Below are 19,587 nucleotides of genomic sequence, written 5' to 3' on the forward strand. Positions count from 1 at the left end.
TCAAAGCCCTTGGCTTTGACTTATCTATATACAGGATGATATTTAGCATGGATGAGCTTGAGTCAGTAAATCAAAGAATTGAACAGTTGAAATCCGAGCTATCTCAGCTTGAGAAAAGACGAAATGAGTTACTGTCTAGTACTGTGAATCCAGAGCAAACTTTGTTAACTCCAGGACAGAAAATCGAACTATTTCAAAGTTACTTCCGAGGAAATCATCACTGTTACGCTAATCGTTGGCAAAACTCGGCAGGTCGAAATGGTTACTCAATAGCTTGCTCCAATGAGTGGCAGCAAGGGGTATGTGAAAAGCCGAAGGTAAAGTGTTTAGAGTGCTTGAATCAAGCTTTTAAACCTCTGGATAGAGATGCGATCTATCGTCACTTAACTGGCGCTGAAGTCATTGGCTTATACCCTATACAGCCTGACAATTCGTGTTTCTTATTAGCCATAGATTTTGATAAAAGCGACTGGCTTCAGGCATCTCAAGCTTATGTTGAAGCGTGTGAGTTTTATGATCTGGATTGTTTGTGGGAGCGCTCTCGTTCAGGTAAAGGAGCGCATGTCTGGATTTTCTTTGAATCCGCAACAACAGCAAAGGACGCAAGAGAATTAGGCTTTCTTCTCTTAGACAAAGCGATGCAAATCCATAGTGCATTAGCTTTTGATTCTTATGACCGCCTCTTCCCTAATCAGGATGTTTTACCGACTGGCGGTATCGGCAATCTAATAGCCTTACCCTTACAAAAACAAGCAAGGGCTAATCAAAACTCAGTGTTTTTGGATCGTTTTGGTCAACCCTATGCCGATCAATGGTTGGCACTAAAATCAGTTCAGAAAGTACCAGTATCTAAACTTGAAAAGCTGATATCGGCTATAGAGAAAAAAGCTAAACAATCAGACGTTAGTGACTTGAAACCATGGGAACGTAACGTATTGCCAACATCGGGCATTGATGGGTGTCCGTCAAACGTAACCGTAGTATTGGCAAACCGCATTTACTTACCTCTCTCAGAGTTTCCTAATCCATTAGTCGCTAGACTCAAAAAGTTAGCATCATTTTCTAACCCCAAGTTTTTTAAAGCGCAGGGTATGCGTCTTTCAACTAATGGTATAGCTCGCTTTATATGCTTAGCGGAGTTAGATAATGGCTATTTAAGCCTACCTAGAGGCTGCCTTGATGATGTACAGGAAATCTTGGCGGATCTGCATGTTAAGGTAGATCTCGTTGATAAAAGAACGCTTGGGCAGAAGTTGGAGTTAGTTAACTTTCAGGGTGAGTTACGACAATCACAGCAAAAAGCAGTGGACTCCTTGCTTAAGTTTGATTGTGGTGTGCTACATGCTCCAACTGCTTTCGGTAAGACTGTGACGGCTATCGGTCTGATAGCTCAACGCAAAGTTAATACGCTGATTTTAGTGCATAGCAAGCAACTCGCAGACCAATGGAAGGAACGTCTCACAGCCTTCTCTGACGGCATTGATATCGGTATTTATACTGGGGCAAGGAAAAAACCAACAGCTCAAGTCGATATTGCTACCTATCAAAGCCTGATAAACCGAGGTGATAATACTGTAAACCCAATGATTCAGGAGTATGGTCAGATCATTGTTGATGAATGCCATCATTTATCTGCACCGCAATATGAACGTGTGTTGTCAGAGGCTCATGCGAAATATGTCTATGGGGTAAGTGCGACTTTAGAACGTAGAGATGGGCATCAACCCATTATTTTTATGCAATTAGGTAGGGTGAGACACACGATCAAGATTGATAAAACATCTCAATTCCAACAGATACTGCATTGCAGAAAACTCGCGTATGTACCACCGCTTGTTCTGACTAATGATGAATCAAAGCCACATATATCAGAAGTCTATCGTTGGCTTATGGAACATCCTGAGAGAAACAAGCAAATCTTATCTGATACTCAATCTGAAATATTGAAAGGTCGAGTTCCTATCATTTTGACTGAGAGAAGAGAGCATGCAGCCACTATTTATAATGCTTTGGTTGAAGAGGGGGTTCAAGTTCAGCTACTTGTTGGAGCTATGAAGAAAAAGTCTCTGAAACAAGTAATGGAGCAGCTCGATTCAGCTCAGGTACTTGTTGCCACAGGAAAATTTGTCGGTGAAGGGTTTGATTTACCGAGGCTAGATACATTGATTTTAGCGTTACCTGTATCGTGGAAAGGCTCGTTAATACAGTATGTAGGGCGAATTCAAAGGCAATATCAAGGTAAAACAGAAGTGAAGGTGATTGATTACGTAGATACTAAATTGCCAATGCTACAACGAATGTTTAATAAGCGAGAGAAAGGTTATAAAGCCCTTGGTTTTGAAGAGGAAGTCCAAGGATGTGGGCATCAGCCTTCATTAGACTTGTCTGTAGATACTGCATCCGAGTAGTTGAGTTAGACTAAAACTACATAAGGGTGGATGCTGTCCATTGTTTGCTTATGAGATCAAAGATCAAATGTAGGTAAGCCTTCGGACATGGTTTATCTGGTTTCTAACTCTAACTCTCATGATAATGCACTTACTTTAGCATTATTCAAGTCGGATGTGCGGAGGCTACGTTTGATTTATTTACTGTTTTGACGGTGTGTTGAAAGCGAGAAGGGGCTTGAAAGCGAAAGTGCCAGGTACCTTTTACCGAGAGTGAAAGATAGCGCGTTTAGTACCTACGTTCAGTACAAAACGGCTAAAACTAGATGTATAAATACAAAAAGGGCGATAACTCAAAGAGTTACCGCCCTTTCCAAACGTTTGGTGGAGCTGGCGGGAGTTGTATCGTCAAGTCTTAAACTATGAACCAACCCTCAATTCTTTAATTCTTGGTAATATGAACAACCCTAAAGTCTTGACTTGGATTTTTTTATGAACGAATCTGATTCTATTGCTAGCTACTAAGTTGCCTTCGTATGTATATGACTCACAAGATCAAAAGTCTAAATCTTCTATCCGATTTTTATGAACAGAAAAATTTATCCTTGAAAGATGGAGTACTCTATGCTGAGTCAGATAAGAAAACTTGTGATAATTTATACGTTGTTATAGAGAGTGAAACAGGTGTAGTAGTACCGCCTGTATTATCATTTATAGTATCGCACTATAGAAATCATTCAAAAACTTCATCAGCAACACAGGCTAAAGCGTTACGGCTATATTTTGACTTTCTGCATCAGCACAACCTCTCTTGGAATATAGGGGCGCTAGAGCCTGTGGATAGACCTTTTACTGGATTTAAATGGTGGTTAAAAGAACAGTACGAAGAGGGCAACATTGCTGGTAGCACCGCTCGGTCATACTTTAGCGTTGTCGCTAATTTCTATATATTTCATTTGGATATTAATACTCCATTTACCTCTATTCCTATGGAATATGAGGAAATAGAAATAAGACAGTTTGATAATGACCCATTTGCACATATAGCAGGAAGAAGCATAGTTAGGCGAGTATCTACAGAAAAATTGGATGTATCAGCTCGAAGTCAGGAAGGGTCTTTAAAGCCGTTTACTATACAAGAGCAAGAGATGTTTTTTACGAAGCTGAAAGAGCATGGTTCGGAAGAGTTTTTGCTGATTTGTGTGCTTGCTATCTTATCAGGGCTTAGAGCAAGCGAAATTGCAGACCTTCGGACAGACATGTTTGCGATCTACAAAGATGATGACCCACATTTTGAGTTAGAACTCGGCGCAAAAGTACAACACAAAACGAAGCAGAACAGTGAGCTTCCAGTTACGATTGCTGGCTCTGCCGTTAAGCTGTTAAAGCGTTATCACATCAGCAGTCGTTATGTAAATCGACTAAATAAGTTCATAAATAATGGTGGTGAAAGAGCTAATGTCTTTATTACACAAAGAGGCGGAGCTTATTCCCAACACACAATATCGACACTTTTTAATCAATTTGTACATAAACATATATACCCTGAATATCCAGACTTTTCACATGACTTTCATGATTTAAGAGTCACGTTTGGAGTGGATGTAATGAATGCAGCTCTAAACGTGAAGACTCTTAGCGATAGTGAAGCTCTGAGATTCACAAAGAGTCAAATGAGGCATAAGAATATTACAGATACGTTGCGGTATCTCTCTTACTTTCAGAAGTCTAAAGCTTTGGTAGAACAATCAAAGCTAAATGAAGAGTTATTAAGCTTAATCTTTAGTGAGACGGCTTAATGGTAAAGAAATCAAGAAAGATTGAAGTATCGAAGAGTTCTTATTCGAGGGAAACTAGGGCTAACGATATCGGATACTGCATTAAATTCGATAAAGAGTTTGGAAACGAATATTCGGAAAGTGTGTTGAGTTGGATACAAGAGACCGAGCTAGATACAAAGGATATTAGGCAGGAGTTATCTTTATTTGTTAAGCATATTGTAAATAGTTCATTCGCTTCAGAAACGAAACTGACAAAAATTCGAGATTTTAGACTGTATGTACGGCACTTAAGATCGTATGACACTGTTCGGTCAATTGCAGCCAAAGAAAGTATTGAAAGTTATCAAGGAGTACTGCACAGAAAATATAACCTTGAGGAGATATCAAAAGCTACTTTTGAAAAAAAAAGAAAAATTCTCAAGCAAGTTATGTATGACTGCTTTGGTATCGGTAAACTTGACTTTGATAAGTATTTTCCATCTTTAGGTAAGCGAACAGGAGTACTATTTGGCGCGACTATTAATGGGAAAGATAACTCAAAAGGTTACAGTAAAGAAGGGTACAAAGCCCTCCTTAAATTCTTAATTAATGCCGCTGATTTTTATCATACTTTGAGTGTTCAAAACGCTCCAATTGAGAGCCTAAACGACACTCAATTCAAGCATGATATTGGAGGTATAACCTATATCATCAAGCACAGAGTAGCAGGTGTTATCAATACTAAGGGGTATATCTCCAACCTAGCTTCGATGTTTTACTCTTCGGTGTTTGTTGCTATAACTGGTATCAATCAGTCTCCTGCTTTCAGACTGAAGAGAAGTTCTATATCAGAATCAGAAATCATAGATGGCATGATAAAGATCTCGATAACAGACAAAAGAAAGAAGAAAAAAGATGCGGAAAAAATACTACTAGTAAAGAAGCATTTTAAAACGTTGCTTGAGAAAATTATTGATCATTCAAAAAGAGTCGATCCAGAAGGAGGATTCCTTTTTCCTTTTGTTAACCTCGATGGTAGCGTTAGCTCTATACAGTCCCATGCGTACAGAGGTCTACTACGTAACACTCTAAGCCCTTTAAATCTATCACTGGGAGCCGAGAGTTTAAAACTAGATACTCGAAAGTTACGACATTCCTATGGGCTATTCTTCAATGACATTCAACAAAGAGCAGAAGTGCTTAACAACTCGGTAGTTGTTTCTGAGAAGTACTATAACCAAGGCTCTGTCGAAGAAAATAATAAAGCTCTGAAAAAAGGTATGGCTGCATATCAAGATCTGTTTCAAGTAAAAGTGATCGATGAAGCAGCCTCGAAAGCTGTACTTTATGATAATGAAAACTCAACCAAAACGCCTTCAGGTGGGGTGTGTATCAATGCAGTTTCATCTAAAGAGGCTGACCGAAACACGCGAAAAATCAAGAAGTCTGGCTTACGTAAAGAGGGAGAGGTTGTTTATTGTACAAGTTTTTTATCATGTATTACCTGCCCAAATCATCTGTTTGTAAAATCCGAAAGCCACGTTTATCAACTGTTGTCACTACGACAAGTATTAATCAACAGTCGATACGAATGCGAAGCTGGAGGTCTTTTTGGAAGTAGAAAAGTAATAGAGAACACTATCAATAATATTAAATACCTAGCTGAACATAAGCTAGATAAAAAGCTAGTTAAGATAGCTAAAGATATGATGAGAGAACAAGGCATTTCACCATTATGGATGTATGATCTATGAGTAAATATTCAGTTACATCAACAGCCTCTGTTAAAGAGCCTTGTAATAATCTATCAGATATGAGTACTTTTGAGTTAATAACTCAAAACCCTGCTGTTGCTTATGATTTAGAAGGCGAAGTTGTTTCTAGGTTTACTGATCCTGTATGGGATTTCAGTGCATATCGAGATCTTAGGAAGAACAGTTCGAAATCAACGTATAAAGTTTATTTTCCAACCGATAAGATGTCGGCAAGCTTACTTTTAGAGCTGAGAATCATTGTTTTAGCTATCTTCAAATCAGAGTACAAATCCAGTGGCCGTGCAGCGGTTGCCACGGAAACCATGAGAAGATTACGACCGCTCTTTAATGAGCTACAGGAATGCAATCTAATGTCAGTGACTAAGCTAAACAGTAGTATAGGCATGATTAAATACTTAGAATCTGTCAAAGGAAAGTACTCTCATTCAACACTAGAAGGCAGGTTTGGGAGGCTTAACTCTGCTTCCCGTTTAAATTTAAATGGCTTGAATATTAGCCTTCCACTAAGCAGAAATGTACTAAACGACAGTTGGGCTTCGCTAAAGCAGCTAACTGCTCCTTACGTGGCAGAGAGTTCTCATGTTAGGCAAACCTTGTACATACCACTAGAGCTTCACTCAAAGCTATTATCTGAATCGTTAGAGATCATTCATGATGCACCAGATGTGATAACGAAAATTAATCGAGTTTTAGAGAAAAAGTTCAAGCAAGTTAGAAAATCCAGAATAGTTGCACAATCAAAGTATCCTACAGATGTTACATACCAAGCCGAAAGGCATCGAGTATCTCAAGAAAAGAAAGGAAAGTTCAAAAGCTTAAAGCAGCTCTTGATAGATGAAGGCTTAGGTCATCTTGCCTCAAAAGACAAGAATACTAGGGTTTACCATGGATATATAAGCCGTGTGTTTGCTGCTTGCTATGTAATCATTTCATCTTATACAGGAATGCGGTTTGATGAAATTACATCATTAAAAGATGATTGTTTTCGGTGCACTCCTGATGATGAAGATAAGTATTATTATGTCCGGGCATATGAGACGAAAATATCAGGAGGGGCTGATGTAGATTACATTACCATTCCTGAAGTGAAAAAAGCTATTGATCTCATAAAGTTGATACATAGACCTGCCAAAAAATTAGTACCATCCTTGAAGGGCAATGACTTTCTGTTGATCAGTGCAAATGTCAGTATTCTCCCAACATTCGCAGCCCTAAATCCAGTGACAAAGTCGTTGCAAGACTTAGCTAAACACATCGGACTCATAGTCACTGAGTCTGCTTTAGAGCAAAGCAAAGCGATGAATCGAGGCCGTGAGCGCATAATGGTTGGAAGCTTGTGGAAGTTGAATACACATCAATTCAGAAGAACTCTAATAGTTAACTTTCTTACTCATGATCTTGCTTCTGCTCCAGCGGTAAAACAGCAGGTAAAGCATATGTACCAGTATATGACGGAGTATTACGGGAAAGGGTCAGAATTAGCATTTACTCAAAGGTTGCTAAGAGATTGGTCTATCATGGAAGATATCGCTAATGAGCACATCTTGGTAAAAACTAACATATACAGAGAGTTATACTACTCAGATTGCCACTTAGAAGGTATTAAGGGCAAAGAGATCGAGGCAATGAGAGAATCCGCCATTCAGTTAACTGATGATGAAATTAGGGTTTTGATAGAGACTGGAGAGTGGGATATAACTAAAACTCCTTTTGGCTATTGCACAAAAGCGCATAAGTGTGAAAAAACGGATACCATCGATCCGTCAGTTTGTGGAGAAACTTGTGATACAACGATAATCACACTAAAGAATGCGATTAACTGGAAAAAACTATACGACAGAAATATCAAGTTACTCAGGCTTGAGAGTTTGGAAGGTTTTGCAGGGAATGAAGGTATGATGAAAAGTCAGAATGTTGTAGCGTTACGAATCATGAAAGCATTTAACTTAGAACCTGAGGTACAAGCATGAGTGGTGAACAAAAGTTAAGAGCAGCTTTAGCAAGGCTGAAAAAGGGGAAGCCAATTCATGTAAGCCCAGGTAAGAGAGTATCGCTTTCTTCTATAGAAGATGAGGCGGGAGTTGGTCGTAGTTTAATAAGGCATTACCCTGATTTACATAAAGAAGCTCTAGATGTAATAAAAGCTCAAAAGCGAGAGCCTTTAAGCTCAAATACCAGACCAGAAAAAGCAGAAGATATTGATAAGATAAAGAAAGAATTAGTTGAAAAGAAGGCTGAGCTATCCGAGCTACGTAAAGCCTATAGTGAGTTAATTAGAACAAATGCCGAGTTATTTACCTTGTTGAATGCAGTAGCACATAAGAACAGACGAGATATCGATTTAGAAAGAGTGGTTGGCTCAGTAACAAAGGTTAACATTTCGGATAACATAAGGTCTTTATTGAAGTGATTGTGGCCTTTAACTAACCCATCTTTTACTTATTTATAAAAGATGGATTTCTTTGAGGGAATATAGGTGACGCTGTTTCTTTTAAAAAAACAAAACAACGATGTAACTAGATCTGACAGATTGCTTAATCATACTTTACCCGTTCCGTGCTGGTAACTAGGAAGAAATCCTTCTCGGTTACCTAAACCACCTTTGCCCCATTATTAGCTTTATCGAACAAATTAGCGCATTAAATCGTTCGAAATTTGCCCAAATAAAGCTAATGTGGTGGGATTGGTCGTTATGCGATAGAGATGCATTTATATGGCGGAGAGGTAAGGCGCTTTGGGACAAAAGCGCCTTAGACTCACTTTACTCAGTGTTCAAAACTGGTGGTGCGGCTCATTAGTTGCCGGCTACATTTGTTAATTCCTTTATCCCACGAGTTAGAACATGAAAGAAAAGTCCTTTGAAGAATGAAACTACAACCTATTACCCCCTCTAATTTATGGACGTTTTATTTTTCAAGTGGCGTATAACTTGAAATGCCGGTTGAGACGTGTAGCCCTTTACGCATTCACAAACAATCTTGAGGGCACGAGTTGCCTTATGATCGTTATACTTCATGTAGTCCCAACTGCTACCGGAGGTCGAACTACCTTTAATAAAAAACTCTTCATCATTTACACCAATGTCATCAATGTCACGATAGTAATAGAGTTCATGGGGGTAACTGGCAATGTCCTTGAATACGACAAAACTACTTGTAAAACAGAACCCTGTCTTACCTGAGCCAAACACAGTTGTATCAAATAAGGCGTAGACATCATACATAGAGGTGAAGTGTTCGTTTGGCCCATGTTCAGGATTGTACGCGTATGCCTTAGCCGCATTATTAAATTTCTTTTCCGCCTTACGGTTAAGGGACATCAACTCACGCTCTGTGACTACAGACTTGCAGTTGTCACCGATATCGTCCTCGCTCCCGTAATAAAATGAGCTGAAGGGAGTTAAACGGCTTGCACAATACTCGGTGACAAACTCAAGCACTGAAACTGTTTCAATTATTTTTGGTTCCGGAGACTTCTTCTTTTTCCCTTGCTCCTGAATTTTATCCAGTATCTTTTGGATGATATCCACATCATTTTCAATATCTGCGTTTTTCTTTTCGACGGTTTGCTTTTGGAGCTGGACATCCCAATCATCAATCATCTGCTTGAGAAAGTGACCGACTTCCTCTTGTTCTCTTTTAGACTCGAACCCATCTAATAAGGCCATTACCTGATGCTGCGCGCTGTACTTGGCGTCCACTACATCTATTGATTTTGTATCTTTTTCCATAGCCAACTTTTTTGTTTTTAAATTATTGATATTTAGTATTGCAACTTATCACATAACATAAGGCTTGCAAGTGATTCAGCTCACACTGTCTAGGTAGAAAGCATTGATCTGTTATTGTTTTAGACATATTTGTCTAAAAAATTTGCACCTTTAAAGATCGCGTGCCATAGTAAACATCAAGTATACATATGTGCAGGTAATAGCCATGGAACAAGAACTAACAAAGCGAATGAGTGAATACCTCTTGTCTCTACGAGAAGGTGCAAAACTCTCACAGCAAGACGTCGCTGCACGTTCAAATTTTATCGGTACGACGTGTCACCTAGACCAACGAGCAGTATCTCGCCTTGAGAAAGACCCACTAAATGCAACCGCAATTAATATTGCTGCTTATATGAATGCATTGGGTCGCAAAGAAAAAGAGTTCTACAAAAAAATCAAAGAAATCACTAGCCGGCTAGGAGCAACAACTATGAGCCAAATACTTGAAACCCAGTCCAAGAGCCAGATTGCTGAACACATTGAGTCTGCGCTTGGTCGTGTAACCAGTGCCCTCACCATCTTAACCGAACACTCGGGTACTTACTTGAAAGAGCTAAACCTTGAGAGTCGACTACTCTCGGCTATAGAAAATCTTAAGGGGTTGTACCGCAAGCCTGTGATCGGTGTTTTCGGCCACTATGATGTGGGCAAAACAACGGTACTTAACACAATACTGGACAGCCGACTTCTCCCTGAGTCATACCAACCAGCAACGAGTATAGTCAATCTGATCATTCATGAAGATGACAAACCCGCTGTACTGGGTGGCTGTAATGTCGCTGTGTTCCGCAAAGGTTTCTTGCCTCACATGATCAATGACAAAGCAGAAGTTGATCAGCACCTAATTAAAATGGGTGACTACTCACTACTCGAAGAACTTGGCATTCACGATTACGATGAAGGCACAAACGATGAAGCCTACATTGCAATGGTCTTCTCAAAGGCTGAAATCTTGAAGAAGGTTTGGTTACTTGATACCCCCGGACATCTCAACGAAGAAGAGACAGGAGATACCGAGAAAGCGCTGGCTGGCGTGGAACTGGTTGACGGCCTCCTGTTTGTGTCATGTTTCAATGGATTCTTTGACTCCAAAGACTTTGCATTCTTTAGCGACATCCTACGCCATCGCGAACCTGCAACCTCAGATGGCAAGCTAGAGCACGTAGCCATCATCGCTTCACACTGCCATAACTCAATCACAGAGAGTGATATTGCAAGGGCTAAATCCAATGCATATAAACGTCTTCGCAAACAAATGGATGAATTCATTTTTGAGCCTTGGTTAAATGAAGAGAAGGTAAAGGAAAAACCAAGCTCACTTGACTTGGAAGCGCGTACCTTACCGTTTTGGCGTGAAACCCCAGAGTATAAGAATGCACTTATCTCTGAGATCGCAACCATGTCCAATCATTTGTCATATAACCACTGTAAGCTAGTCGAGAATGCGATTTCACGCCTAGATGAGCAGCTTATTAAAGTCCTAACAAACGCGAAACTCGAGCTACTATCCAAGAAACAAGGGGTAGAAGAGCGGGTAAAGGAACTCGATGAACAAGAGTCAAAATTCCGTAGTGAATCCGCCGAAATCGTTGCTCGCTTTGAGAAGCTGATTTCAACTTGTTCCTCTCGCAAGAATGAAGATATTGAGCGGGTTCTTAACTACTACAATGCCCACATGAGTGCTGAGGGGTTGGCAAACATGGTTCGCACTACCTTTGACGATAAAAAGGCAGCGGAGGAGAGTATTGGTGCACTAGTCGGCCAGAAACTAAACAACAAGGTTGAACAAACCCTGAGAGCGAGCAGCGACTCAATGACCAATGAAATTGATTTGTTGCTTTCACAGTGGGATAAATCAACTCCAAATATGACGAAGATGATCGGTGACTGTAGCGGCGCTGAGGGTATCGCTGGAGGCTCATTCTCAGCCTTTGACTCTCGTGCAGCGTTTATCGGTGGAATGTCTGGATTAACTAGCCTTGGCGCTATGTCATTCTATGTATCCACGTACATCACAAGCAACCTAGGCGCTTACATTCTCGTTGCCCGTGTTGCTGGCTGGTTGACTCGACTGGGTATAACAAGCAGCGTTACGACCACTACATCGTTTGTTGCTGCACTAGGCGGCCCGATCACGGTTGGCATTGCGCTGGCTAGTGCACTTGGTTACGGGTTCTATCGCCTTGTTGGCCGTGATTGGCAAGCCTCTTTCGGTAAGAAGGTGCGTGACGCCCTTGCGAAAGAAGGCACTGAAGACAAGCTGAAAGATCCAGTCGAGAAATTCTGGAATAGCACAAATCAGGCAATTCGTGAAGGCGTTAAGGGGCTTATCCAAGACACGGAAGACTACATTGTTAAACTACGTTCAGAGGCAACAACAGAGTACGACATCGTGAAGCTTGATGAATGTATTGCGGTTGTTGAAGAGCTGAGAGGTAAATTTATAAAGTAATACGGCTATCGCTCATCATATTCAAAACAAATTATACAATAAGCATCTTCGAGTCAGCGAGATGAGTGCTGACTCACTTCTTCCCTTAACAAGGGCAAGGTGTAAACCTTGCCTTTTGAATATCTATGCATTTTTCATTAGGTTGAAAATTAGCCAGTCCCATTTTGGGGTTAAAAATAGTAATCAAAATGGAATGAAATAGAGTCATTGCACTAAGTGGTTTTTGTCCAGAGGCTTTATAGAGCTGAAGCTTTACATGTGGCACTTTCTAACAAAGTGCCTCCTAGCTCGGATCTGCCCCAAAATTGTTTAGCTCAGGATTGCTGACCACTTTCTCATGTCAATTCTTGACCTACATATACTAATAACAGATTATGAGCCTAGTTGAGCAATTGTGATTATACAGTCATGTTCTGCAATTTGTGAGTGGAAGGATGTAATACACATATAGAACAATATGTTACTTCTATGGCCTCTGTATTTTATGAAAATTTTATAAATACATCGCCTGCAGAAAAGGCACTGTAAGTTACCAAATCATCGTAGTATGGAGTATTTATGAACAGGGATTGGGAATCTGTTTTTACAACTTGGTCGCAAGGGCCAAGCAAAACAGAACAGGAGCGAGCGGAGAATGCGGAGCGCCAAATTAGACAAGCAATTCATGATAGTGAAAAGTTAAGAAATCGAAATATTAAAGTTTTTACACAAGGCTCTTATCGAAATCGTGTAAATGTTAGAAAAGATAGCGATGTTGATATTGGTGTTGTTTGTTTTGATACATTTTTCCCTGTATACCCCGATGATAATGTTAAAGCCCAATTAAATAAGAGTTTTAGTGACGGCGTTTATACTTATGCATTATTCAAGAATGAGCTTGAAGAAGCTCTTGTTGCTAGGTTTGGTAGAGAAGCTGTATCAAGAGGAAGCAAATCATTCGATATCAAAGAGAATACGTATAGAGTTGAGTCAGACGTAGCAGCATTTTTCGAACATCGCAGGTATACATCTGTAACTCATTACTTATCAGGAGTTGAAATGATTCCTGATGATTACACTCCTCCTAGAGTGAGAAATTGGCCTGAACAGCATTATCAAAATGGAGTGGCAAAGAATGATGCTACATCTAGAAGATACAAGCGAGTCGTAAGAATACTCAAAACCCTTTGCAATGAAATGGCAAGTAAAAAAATAAAATCTGCTGAAGATACGCCAAGTTTTTTAGTTGAATGTTTGGTGTTTAACGCATCAAATGAATGTTTTGGCTACCAATCTTTCAAGCCAATGGTTAGAGCTGTTCTTGCTGAACTATTCAATAATACTATGAATGATCAAAAATGTAGTGAGTGGGGTGAAGTTAGTGAACTAAAATATCTATTCCGCTCTTCGCAGCCTTGGACTCGTCAAGGAGCTCATCAGTTTATAAGTGATGCATGGGATTATGTGGGGTATGAATAATGCTAACTAGACTTCATATTTCGTCATTTTTAGGTCTCACCATAATTGTCTGGCTATTGGCTCTCTGGTTTCAAGGCATGCCAGTACTAAATGTTGATTTTCTAAAACCTTTCGGCACGGTTGTCGGCGTAATTGCGCTTTTTGTTACCCTTTTTAATAAGTACATGTGGTCATGGAAAATCTTTAAGGGCTGGTATGTAAAACGGCCAGATATTAGGGGCACGTGGAAAGTAGAGTTGAAAAGCAGTTGGATAAATCCCGAAACAGGAGAGGAAACACCTCCTATTTACGGTTACGCCGTTGTTAGACAAACTTTGACTTTTCTAAGCGTACGTTTAATGACTAAAGAGTCTCGATCTGTTTTAGTCGCTCATAGTATTGAACAACAAGAAGATGACGATTTATTCAAGCTTGTTGGAGTTTATCGAAACGAACCCAAAATAGAGTTACAAGGGAAACGAAGTGAAATTCACCATGGGTCGTTTGCATTAGAAATTCATGGTTCACCCGTGTATGAGCTTGAAGGGCATTATTGGACTGATAGATCCACCAAGGGAGGAATGCAACTCACTGATAGAGTTAAAAAATTGTATGATAACTATAATCAGGCTGAGCAAGAGTTTGGCAACTAACAAGTCATTCAAAGTACAAAAAAATAGCTGGATTTTGCTCCTTCGTCGCTAATTTTAGCCAACTATTTTATTGCCTCTGATTGAGGCGTTAACTCTACTAAAAAAGTTTATCATTTGAGGTTATATGAATTATATATGTCTTGATACTTGCGTATTCCTTGATATTTCAACGAAAAAGCAAGATCTTGCTTTGGTTTCAGCTTTGGAAGAGCTAGTCGAAACCGATGTGGTGAAACTGGTTGTTACAGATTTGGTTGCAGAAGAATACGAGAGAAATAAAGAAGATGTTGCAAACAAGACTGCAAGACGATTGTCTCAAGAGTTTAAACAAGTAAAAGCTGTGGTAAGTGAGTTCGCTAGCGCAAACCAAGAGCAAACGCTCGAAGTGCTAAATGACATAAATGCACGATTGCCTTTATTAACAGATGCCAATTACAGCACAATCAACAGAGTCGAAAAGCTAATCCAGTCTGCGGATCTAATTAATATTAGTGAGCGTTCAAAAGTTGCAGCGGTTCAACGTGGCTTGGATAAAAAAGCCCCATTTCATATCAGTAAAAACTCGGTTGCAGACGCTGTTATTATCGAGCAGTTTTATGAGTTTTCGCTTGATGTTGATGCTACTGATAGCTGCTTCTTTATCACTCACAATCACAATGATTTTTCAGCCAAAGACCATAGAAAACCACATGAAGACTTCGACGATATTTTTAATCGTGAAAATGTTCATTATTTCAATAATCTTGCATCAGCTTTGAACATCATTGATGAGGATGTGTTGGCTGAGATCGAGTTTGAGTACGATTACACTGAAGAAACTCGTGGCTTACGAGAAATTCTTGATGTAATGGACGAGTTGGTGGATAAAGTTTGGTACAACAGACACCAGAATAGGATGTGGCAGATCGAACATGGTGAAATTGAAGTTGTGCCGGAGGGTACCGAACGGTACGGAAGTGCTGTCATACATGAACATATCCTAGAGGGGGCAATTAAATCTGCACAAAAAGTCGAAAGTAAGTATGAAGACACAGGTCCGTGGTCAGACTTTGAGTGGGGGATGATAAATGGCAAATTATCAGCCTTACGTTGGGTTCTTGGCGACGAATGGGATATGTTAGACACCTAACCTAGCGTATTTTTAACAAACGCCCAAAGGATCAACCTACTTTTCCTAATCTAACAGATACACTGTGGAGCACTAGTTCTAAAACGAAACTGTCCAAAGAGTGTTTAGCTCACATGAAGCTATCATGAGAGCTATTTTGGTAACAGTTTATTTGCAAAGTGTCCAACACTTATTCGTGTAGCTGACTTGTACATATTTAGCATACCAATTCATGCTATCCAGAAAAATCTGTATTTAGTGATATAGGTACAGAATTGCAGATCTTAAACCCTATCCCCAAAACAAAAAGAGTCGCAGATGAGTAGGCAAAGGCAGAGCTTACTAACATAGTCAGGTGTTCTTTACGAGAAGTAAGTTTGTTCTCGCCCTTAAGTCGCGGATACTTCATTGAATAGGAAATGAAGTATCCGCGACCAAAGAATTGTGAGTCGGTGATTTTCGATTCCTCAAAGCCCTTGTCTAGCTTGGCTATATATTTTGCATCACCAAGCCCCGAGCGAAGCATCAAGAACATATACGGGAATACCCAAAGTAGCTACAAAGCCACTAGTAAAAAGAACGGTACCCAGCCAAAACGATGATCCATTTGTCCACTAAAATTCCTCAACTAACTCTACTGCGGTCTCGTAAATAAAACTCACCAAGTTCGTATATACCCTCAGCTGCTATCTTAGCAGCAGTTGAGTATGTTACGCCTCCAACTGCTGCACCAATGCCCTTACCAGCGCTAGCCTGTTGAGGTTTTCTAACATTCTTTATTCTACCTTTAATCACCATCACAAAAAGACAGAGTCTCAATGCTCGCCTATTTGGCTTTGATTTGGTATTAGTAATTCAATTGACTCAATTACTAAATATTTTAATGTTTTCGAAAGCGAAGAGAAGAGTTTGGGTAAGAAGTGGTAAATGATTTACCACTTCTTACCCAAAGGGACAACATTATGATTAACTTGCCTTTTTTGCCTGCTGTTATTATGTGGGAAGCTCTATATCTCAAGTTGTTTCAGCGTAACAATTTCCACGCAGTAATGTGACGGAGCGGAAGTGATGATCTTATCTAGGAGCACCTTATCACTAACCGGAATATTCCCTTCTAGGTTTAAATCTAGTTCATAGATTGAAGAACGCTGAGGCCAAGAGATAGACTCTTCACTGATATACTCGATTGTATTAATACTATCTGCGCCACTGCTCAATCGCCATTGCCCACTACTCCATAACCCGAATATTCTATAGTGTGTGCCATGGTCATCCGAACTAACACGTAATGTAATCCAACCAATATTGGGCTTATGGTGTCTCATGAGAATTCCTCTTCAGTTTTTAAAACTTCGTGATCGAAAGAAATTTCAAAGTAGTTCATGATGGAATCGAGACTACATCTAGCGTCGTCGTCATAACTATCATCTAAATATTGTTTTATGTTAGTGCAAAAGTTGTGTCCAAAGGTGCTGCACGCTGGAAAGGTATATTCAGGCATGCGTGTCTGTGCCAAATTGCTTAGGATCCACTCAGCTGTTGAGCTAAGCGAACACTCGTCGAGTAGCGTTATTCCCATCGGAATACTGATGCTTTCGAAATAACTAAGAGCTTCTGCTTCTACTGAATAATAAGGGGGATCTATACACTCTGAGAAACGGTCTTTGATCTGGTCAATAAACTCGTCTTTTAGGAACCCTAGCTTGGATACAACAAACCTACATGACATCTCAGCGAGTTCTGCTTGATTAAGTTTGCGTTCCAGTGGAATGGGATTGGACTCTGCTTCTGAGATCAGCATATGTAAAATTTCACGTAATAGATTGTGAGTTGCTGGTGTGAAAAATGAGAGCTGGTATAAGCAATGATGGGATGAAACGGGTGTGTAGTGACCTGTGTAAGCTAAATTTTTGTTTTCAATTCTGAGCCCAGAAGAACGTGCATTTTTGTTTTTTATTCTATCCCCATCGGCAAACCACTTTCCGAATCCATAAACCTTTATCTTGGAACCTAATCTAGACTCGAACTCAACCAAAGCAAAAAAAGGGTCTAGTTTAGTAATTATCGGGCATAGTGTCTGATAAATTATGCTTTGAATCTGACAAGGATCTAAAGGAACTAGTACTTCCTTTCCAAGGTATGAGTGACTATCTAGCTGTACATGACGGAGCTGTTGAAAAGCTCTATTTAAGATGCATAGACTGCCATCTTCAAGTACATCAAAATTCACACCAATGAAACCATTGGGATTTTTTTGAAAAAACTGTTCTATCTCAGATCTTGTTTGACCAAAAAAAACACAGCAAGCTAAATTTTTTCGATTGCCAAACCTGAGTTCTTGAGGACCTTTTTTACATGGAGGTAGTTCAAGATAAGATGTCTTAACTTCATTCTCTAATGCTTTAGAGAATGAATCGAGGATAATTTTAAAAGAAGTTCTATTTAAATACATAACTCATTTCCTGAAGACTTAACGCTTTCGGCTGGCGAACTAAAGCGCATTGGTCATTTCAACTAATGAATTATCAAGTATTAGATTGTGAATTTTACGACCTAGGTGGAACCGCCAGCAGTCCCGTGTATGTCATCCAAAATCAATGTTAGACACTAAACGGGAAAAAGCAAAGTTGTGCAGCCGAAAAAGCATATTCTGTCTTTATAAGTATAAAATGAAAATTTTTATGTTGTGACAAAGCTAGATGAGCAACCAAGCATCAGCTCACTGAAGGTGTTTCTCGAAATCAGTGGTACCTTTGGCAATGAGTAGTTCTGTATATAAACTATTTTTATAGTCACGAAGGGAGGCCTTCTATATGGCTCACAAAGCTAGCCTAATTGACAAATCTAGGCTTCCTAAACTCCTCCCCAAGAATGTTCCATCCTTTGACTAATCTTGGAATGGATATTAGTTGGATTAGGCTGATTACAACTTATCTATTTTGCAACCTCACCTCACAGCTGCACTCAGTTGTTCCTACCTCTTCTTTTGTTTGGACTGATTCAATACATTTTCACTGAGTTGCACTATTGGAAGAAAAAAGTACAGGTTTAGGTGTTCTTTAATACCGAAATTCACATGTAAAATATGATAGATCATTAGCGATAGGGGGGGGGCATGAGAATGCTCCTTGAAATGCGTTACCGCCGCACAGGACAATTTATTTACACGAAAGATGAGATCTGCTCGATTTTTCAAACTGACAATGTTGAACAGATATTGGCTAGGAGTCCTTATCTCGTGAATATTCAGTTTGATTTGATTGTGTTTTTGGGCTCTCAAACACCTTCAGGTGCCATTTAGTAGATCACTTTATCACTCCGTAAAGACCAACAGTGCTATATATCATTCGAAGACGCTCTATCACGTTGGCATGTAATCTCGCAGATACCCATGATGTTAATCCTTGCGACAACAGGAGAATCCGGTCTGTACTCAACACCATTTGATCGTATTGAGTTTGTGCATGTTGAGCATACCAATAAAGAAATTTTAGAAAACACTGTCGAGCTTTATACTGAAAGTTGAGTAAGGCACTTCTACCAGTTCCATACTGTCTCACCTTTGCCCCTTTTCTAGTTAGACGCTCATTTCGCAGTGTGCGAATCGCAACCTGCGGAATGAACTTCTCTTCCCCTTAAAGTATTTATAAACCATACATTTACGTGGTAAATCTAAAGGGATCTAGCTTAGCTTGTCTAAAACACAGACACGACCATAACTACAAAAAGTAGCTCTATTACGCGCGACCAGCGGTCAATAGTAGCTGGTATTGACCGCCTTCAGTTCGGAATACGTTTTCTAAAAAAACGACAACTTTTGCACCTGCAATTAATTATTACAAAACATACGCTTAGGTTGCTTTTTGCTGTCGGATTTCACGGTGAAATTGACAGGTAATCAACAGGGTTGGAAGCTTTACTAAGCGGCTTTCCGACAGCAAACATTATTCTCAATTCTCAATTTTCTATTTTACGTGATAACTGTAGCTTCAAGCTTGTCTGACTCGTTTGTGCCCCATTGTTAGGGAGAGCGCTAATGGGCGTAAAAAGATACCAGTTTCGTCTAGTAAAGCTAATCATATAAGCGCAACGTGTTTATCATGAAACGACATCGTCTCAAACCATTGTAAGAGTTAAGTATTTGCATATACTCGCGACCTAACTCAAGTTTTACTCTGATTACTTTATGGTAAATTATCACTTGGTATTTTAGACATTTATGATGTATTGAGCTTCGTTTCAG

The 19,587-nt window shown here is 39.7% G+C and carries 12 protein-coding genes; 9 read left to right on the forward strand and 3 right to left on the reverse strand.

The genetic code is table 11. The features are described from left to right. The first annotated feature begins 47 nt into the window (after positions 1-47). The 5 genes from L0992_03255 to L0992_03275 all read left to right on the forward strand — a co-directional run bounded on the left by L0992_03255 (position 48) and on the right by L0992_03275 (position 8,332). Positions 48-2,408: a DEAD/DEAH box helicase gene (locus tag L0992_03255; GenBank protein ID XGB67733.1), complete on the forward strand. Its 2,361-nt coding sequence runs from the start codon at positions 48-50 to the stop codon at positions 2,406-2,408. A gap of 515 nt (positions 2,409-2,923) precedes the next feature. Then, the gene (locus L0992_03260; GenBank protein ID XGB67734.1) at positions 2,924-4,186 is read left to right on the forward strand and encodes a tyrosine-type recombinase/integrase; all 1,263 of its coding nucleotides are present in this window, start codon (positions 2,924-2,926) and stop codon (positions 4,184-4,186) included. Continuing rightward, positions 4,186-5,901: a hypothetical protein gene (locus tag L0992_03265; protein XGB67735.1), complete on the forward strand. Its 1,716-nt coding sequence runs from the start codon at positions 4,186-4,188 to the stop codon at positions 5,899-5,901. The genes L0992_03260 and L0992_03265 overlap by 1 nt, the downstream gene beginning before the upstream one ends. Continuing rightward, a complete protein-coding gene (locus L0992_03270) occupies positions 5,898-7,892 on the forward strand; it encodes an ABC transporter ATP-binding protein (protein ID XGB67736.1) in 1,995 nt (664 codons plus the stop codon). Before L0992_03265 ends, L0992_03270 begins: the two co-directional genes overlap by 4 nt. After that, positions 7,889-8,332 carry a hypothetical protein gene (locus L0992_03275; GenBank protein ID XGB67737.1) on the forward strand — a complete coding sequence of 148 codons (444 nt, stop codon included), beginning with the start codon at positions 7,889-7,891 and terminating at the stop codon, positions 8,330-8,332. The genes L0992_03270 and L0992_03275 overlap by 4 nt, the downstream gene beginning before the upstream one ends. A gap of 480 nt (positions 8,333-8,812) precedes the next feature. Here the strand turns inward: L0992_03275 and L0992_03280 are convergent, their stop codons facing one another. Next, positions 8,813-9,652 carry a hypothetical protein gene (locus tag L0992_03280; GenBank protein ID XGB67738.1) on the reverse strand — a complete coding sequence of 280 codons (840 nt, stop codon included), beginning with the start codon at positions 9,650-9,652 and terminating at the stop codon, positions 8,813-8,815. A gap of 205 nt (positions 9,653-9,857) precedes the next feature. On the opposite strand from L0992_03280, the gene L0992_03285 reads away from it, so the two are divergent. The 4 genes from L0992_03285 (at position 9,858) to L0992_03300 (ending at position 15,365) form a co-directional block, all read left to right on the forward strand. Then, on the forward strand, positions 9,858-12,146 hold the full coding sequence (locus L0992_03285) for a dynamin family protein (protein XGB67739.1): 2,289 nt from the start codon (positions 9,858-9,860) through the stop codon (positions 12,144-12,146). Between the two features lie 558 nt (positions 12,147-12,704). Then, positions 12,705-13,604 carry a nucleotidyltransferase gene (locus tag L0992_03290; GenBank protein ID XGB67740.1) on the forward strand — a complete coding sequence of 300 codons (900 nt, stop codon included), beginning with the start codon at positions 12,705-12,707 and terminating at the stop codon, positions 13,602-13,604. After that, positions 13,604-14,236 (forward strand): hypothetical protein, encoded by a 633-nt coding sequence (locus tag L0992_03295; protein XGB67741.1) that lies wholly within the window; start codon positions 13,604-13,606, stop codon positions 14,234-14,236. Before L0992_03290 ends, L0992_03295 begins: the two co-directional genes overlap by 1 nt. Before the next feature lie 124 nt (positions 14,237-14,360). Beyond that, positions 14,361-15,365, forward strand: coding sequence for a PIN domain-containing protein (locus L0992_03300; GenBank protein XGB67742.1), 1,005 nt, complete (start codon positions 14,361-14,363; stop codon positions 15,363-15,365). 986 nt (positions 15,366-16,351) lie between these two features. Here the strand turns inward: L0992_03300 and L0992_03305 are convergent. Next, complete coding sequence (locus L0992_03305; protein XGB67743.1) at positions 16,352-16,669, reverse strand: hypothetical protein; 318 nt, start codon at positions 16,667-16,669, stop codon at positions 16,352-16,354. Beyond that, on the reverse strand, positions 16,666-17,796 hold the full coding sequence (locus L0992_03310) for a hypothetical protein (GenBank protein ID XGB67744.1): 1,131 nt from the start codon (positions 17,794-17,796) through the stop codon (positions 16,666-16,668). The genes L0992_03305 and L0992_03310 overlap by 4 nt, the downstream gene beginning before the upstream one ends. Positions 17,797-19,587: the final 1,791 nt, after the last annotated feature.

The organism is Vibrio pomeroyi (assembly GCA_041879425.1).
Taxonomy (GTDB): Bacteria; Pseudomonadota; Gammaproteobacteria; order Enterobacterales; family Vibrionaceae; genus Vibrio; species Vibrio pomeroyi_A.

Coding starts and splice junctions, on each gene's coding strand:
- L0992_03280 (XGB67738.1), bottom strand. CDS start 9,652: ATGGAAAAAGATACAAAATCAATAGATGTAGTGGACGCCAAGTACAGC.
- L0992_03275 (XGB67737.1), top strand. CDS start 7,889: ATGAGTGGTGAACAAAAGTTAAGAGCAGCTTTAGCAAGGCTGAAAAAG.
- L0992_03255 (XGB67733.1), top strand. CDS start 48: ATGGATGAGCTTGAGTCAGTAAATCAAAGAATTGAACAGTTGAAATCC.
- L0992_03270 (XGB67736.1), top strand. CDS start 5,898: ATGAGTAAATATTCAGTTACATCAACAGCCTCTGTTAAAGAGCCTTGT.
- L0992_03265 (XGB67735.1), top strand. CDS start 4,186: ATGGTAAAGAAATCAAGAAAGATTGAAGTATCGAAGAGTTCTTATTCG.
- L0992_03305 (XGB67743.1), bottom strand. CDS start 16,669: ATGAGACACCATAAGCCCAATATTGGTTGGATTACATTACGTGTTAGT.
- L0992_03285 (XGB67739.1), top strand. CDS start 9,858: ATGGAACAAGAACTAACAAAGCGAATGAGTGAATACCTCTTGTCTCTA.
- L0992_03300 (XGB67742.1), top strand. CDS start 14,361: ATGAATTATATATGTCTTGATACTTGCGTATTCCTTGATATTTCAACG.
- L0992_03260 (XGB67734.1), top strand. CDS start 2,924: ATGTATATGACTCACAAGATCAAAAGTCTAAATCTTCTATCCGATTTT.
- L0992_03295 (XGB67741.1), top strand. CDS start 13,604: ATGCTAACTAGACTTCATATTTCGTCATTTTTAGGTCTCACCATAATT.
- L0992_03310 (XGB67744.1), bottom strand. CDS start 17,796: ATGTATTTAAATAGAACTTCTTTTAAAATTATCCTCGATTCATTCTCT.
- L0992_03290 (XGB67740.1), top strand. CDS start 12,705: ATGAACAGGGATTGGGAATCTGTTTTTACAACTTGGTCGCAAGGGCCA.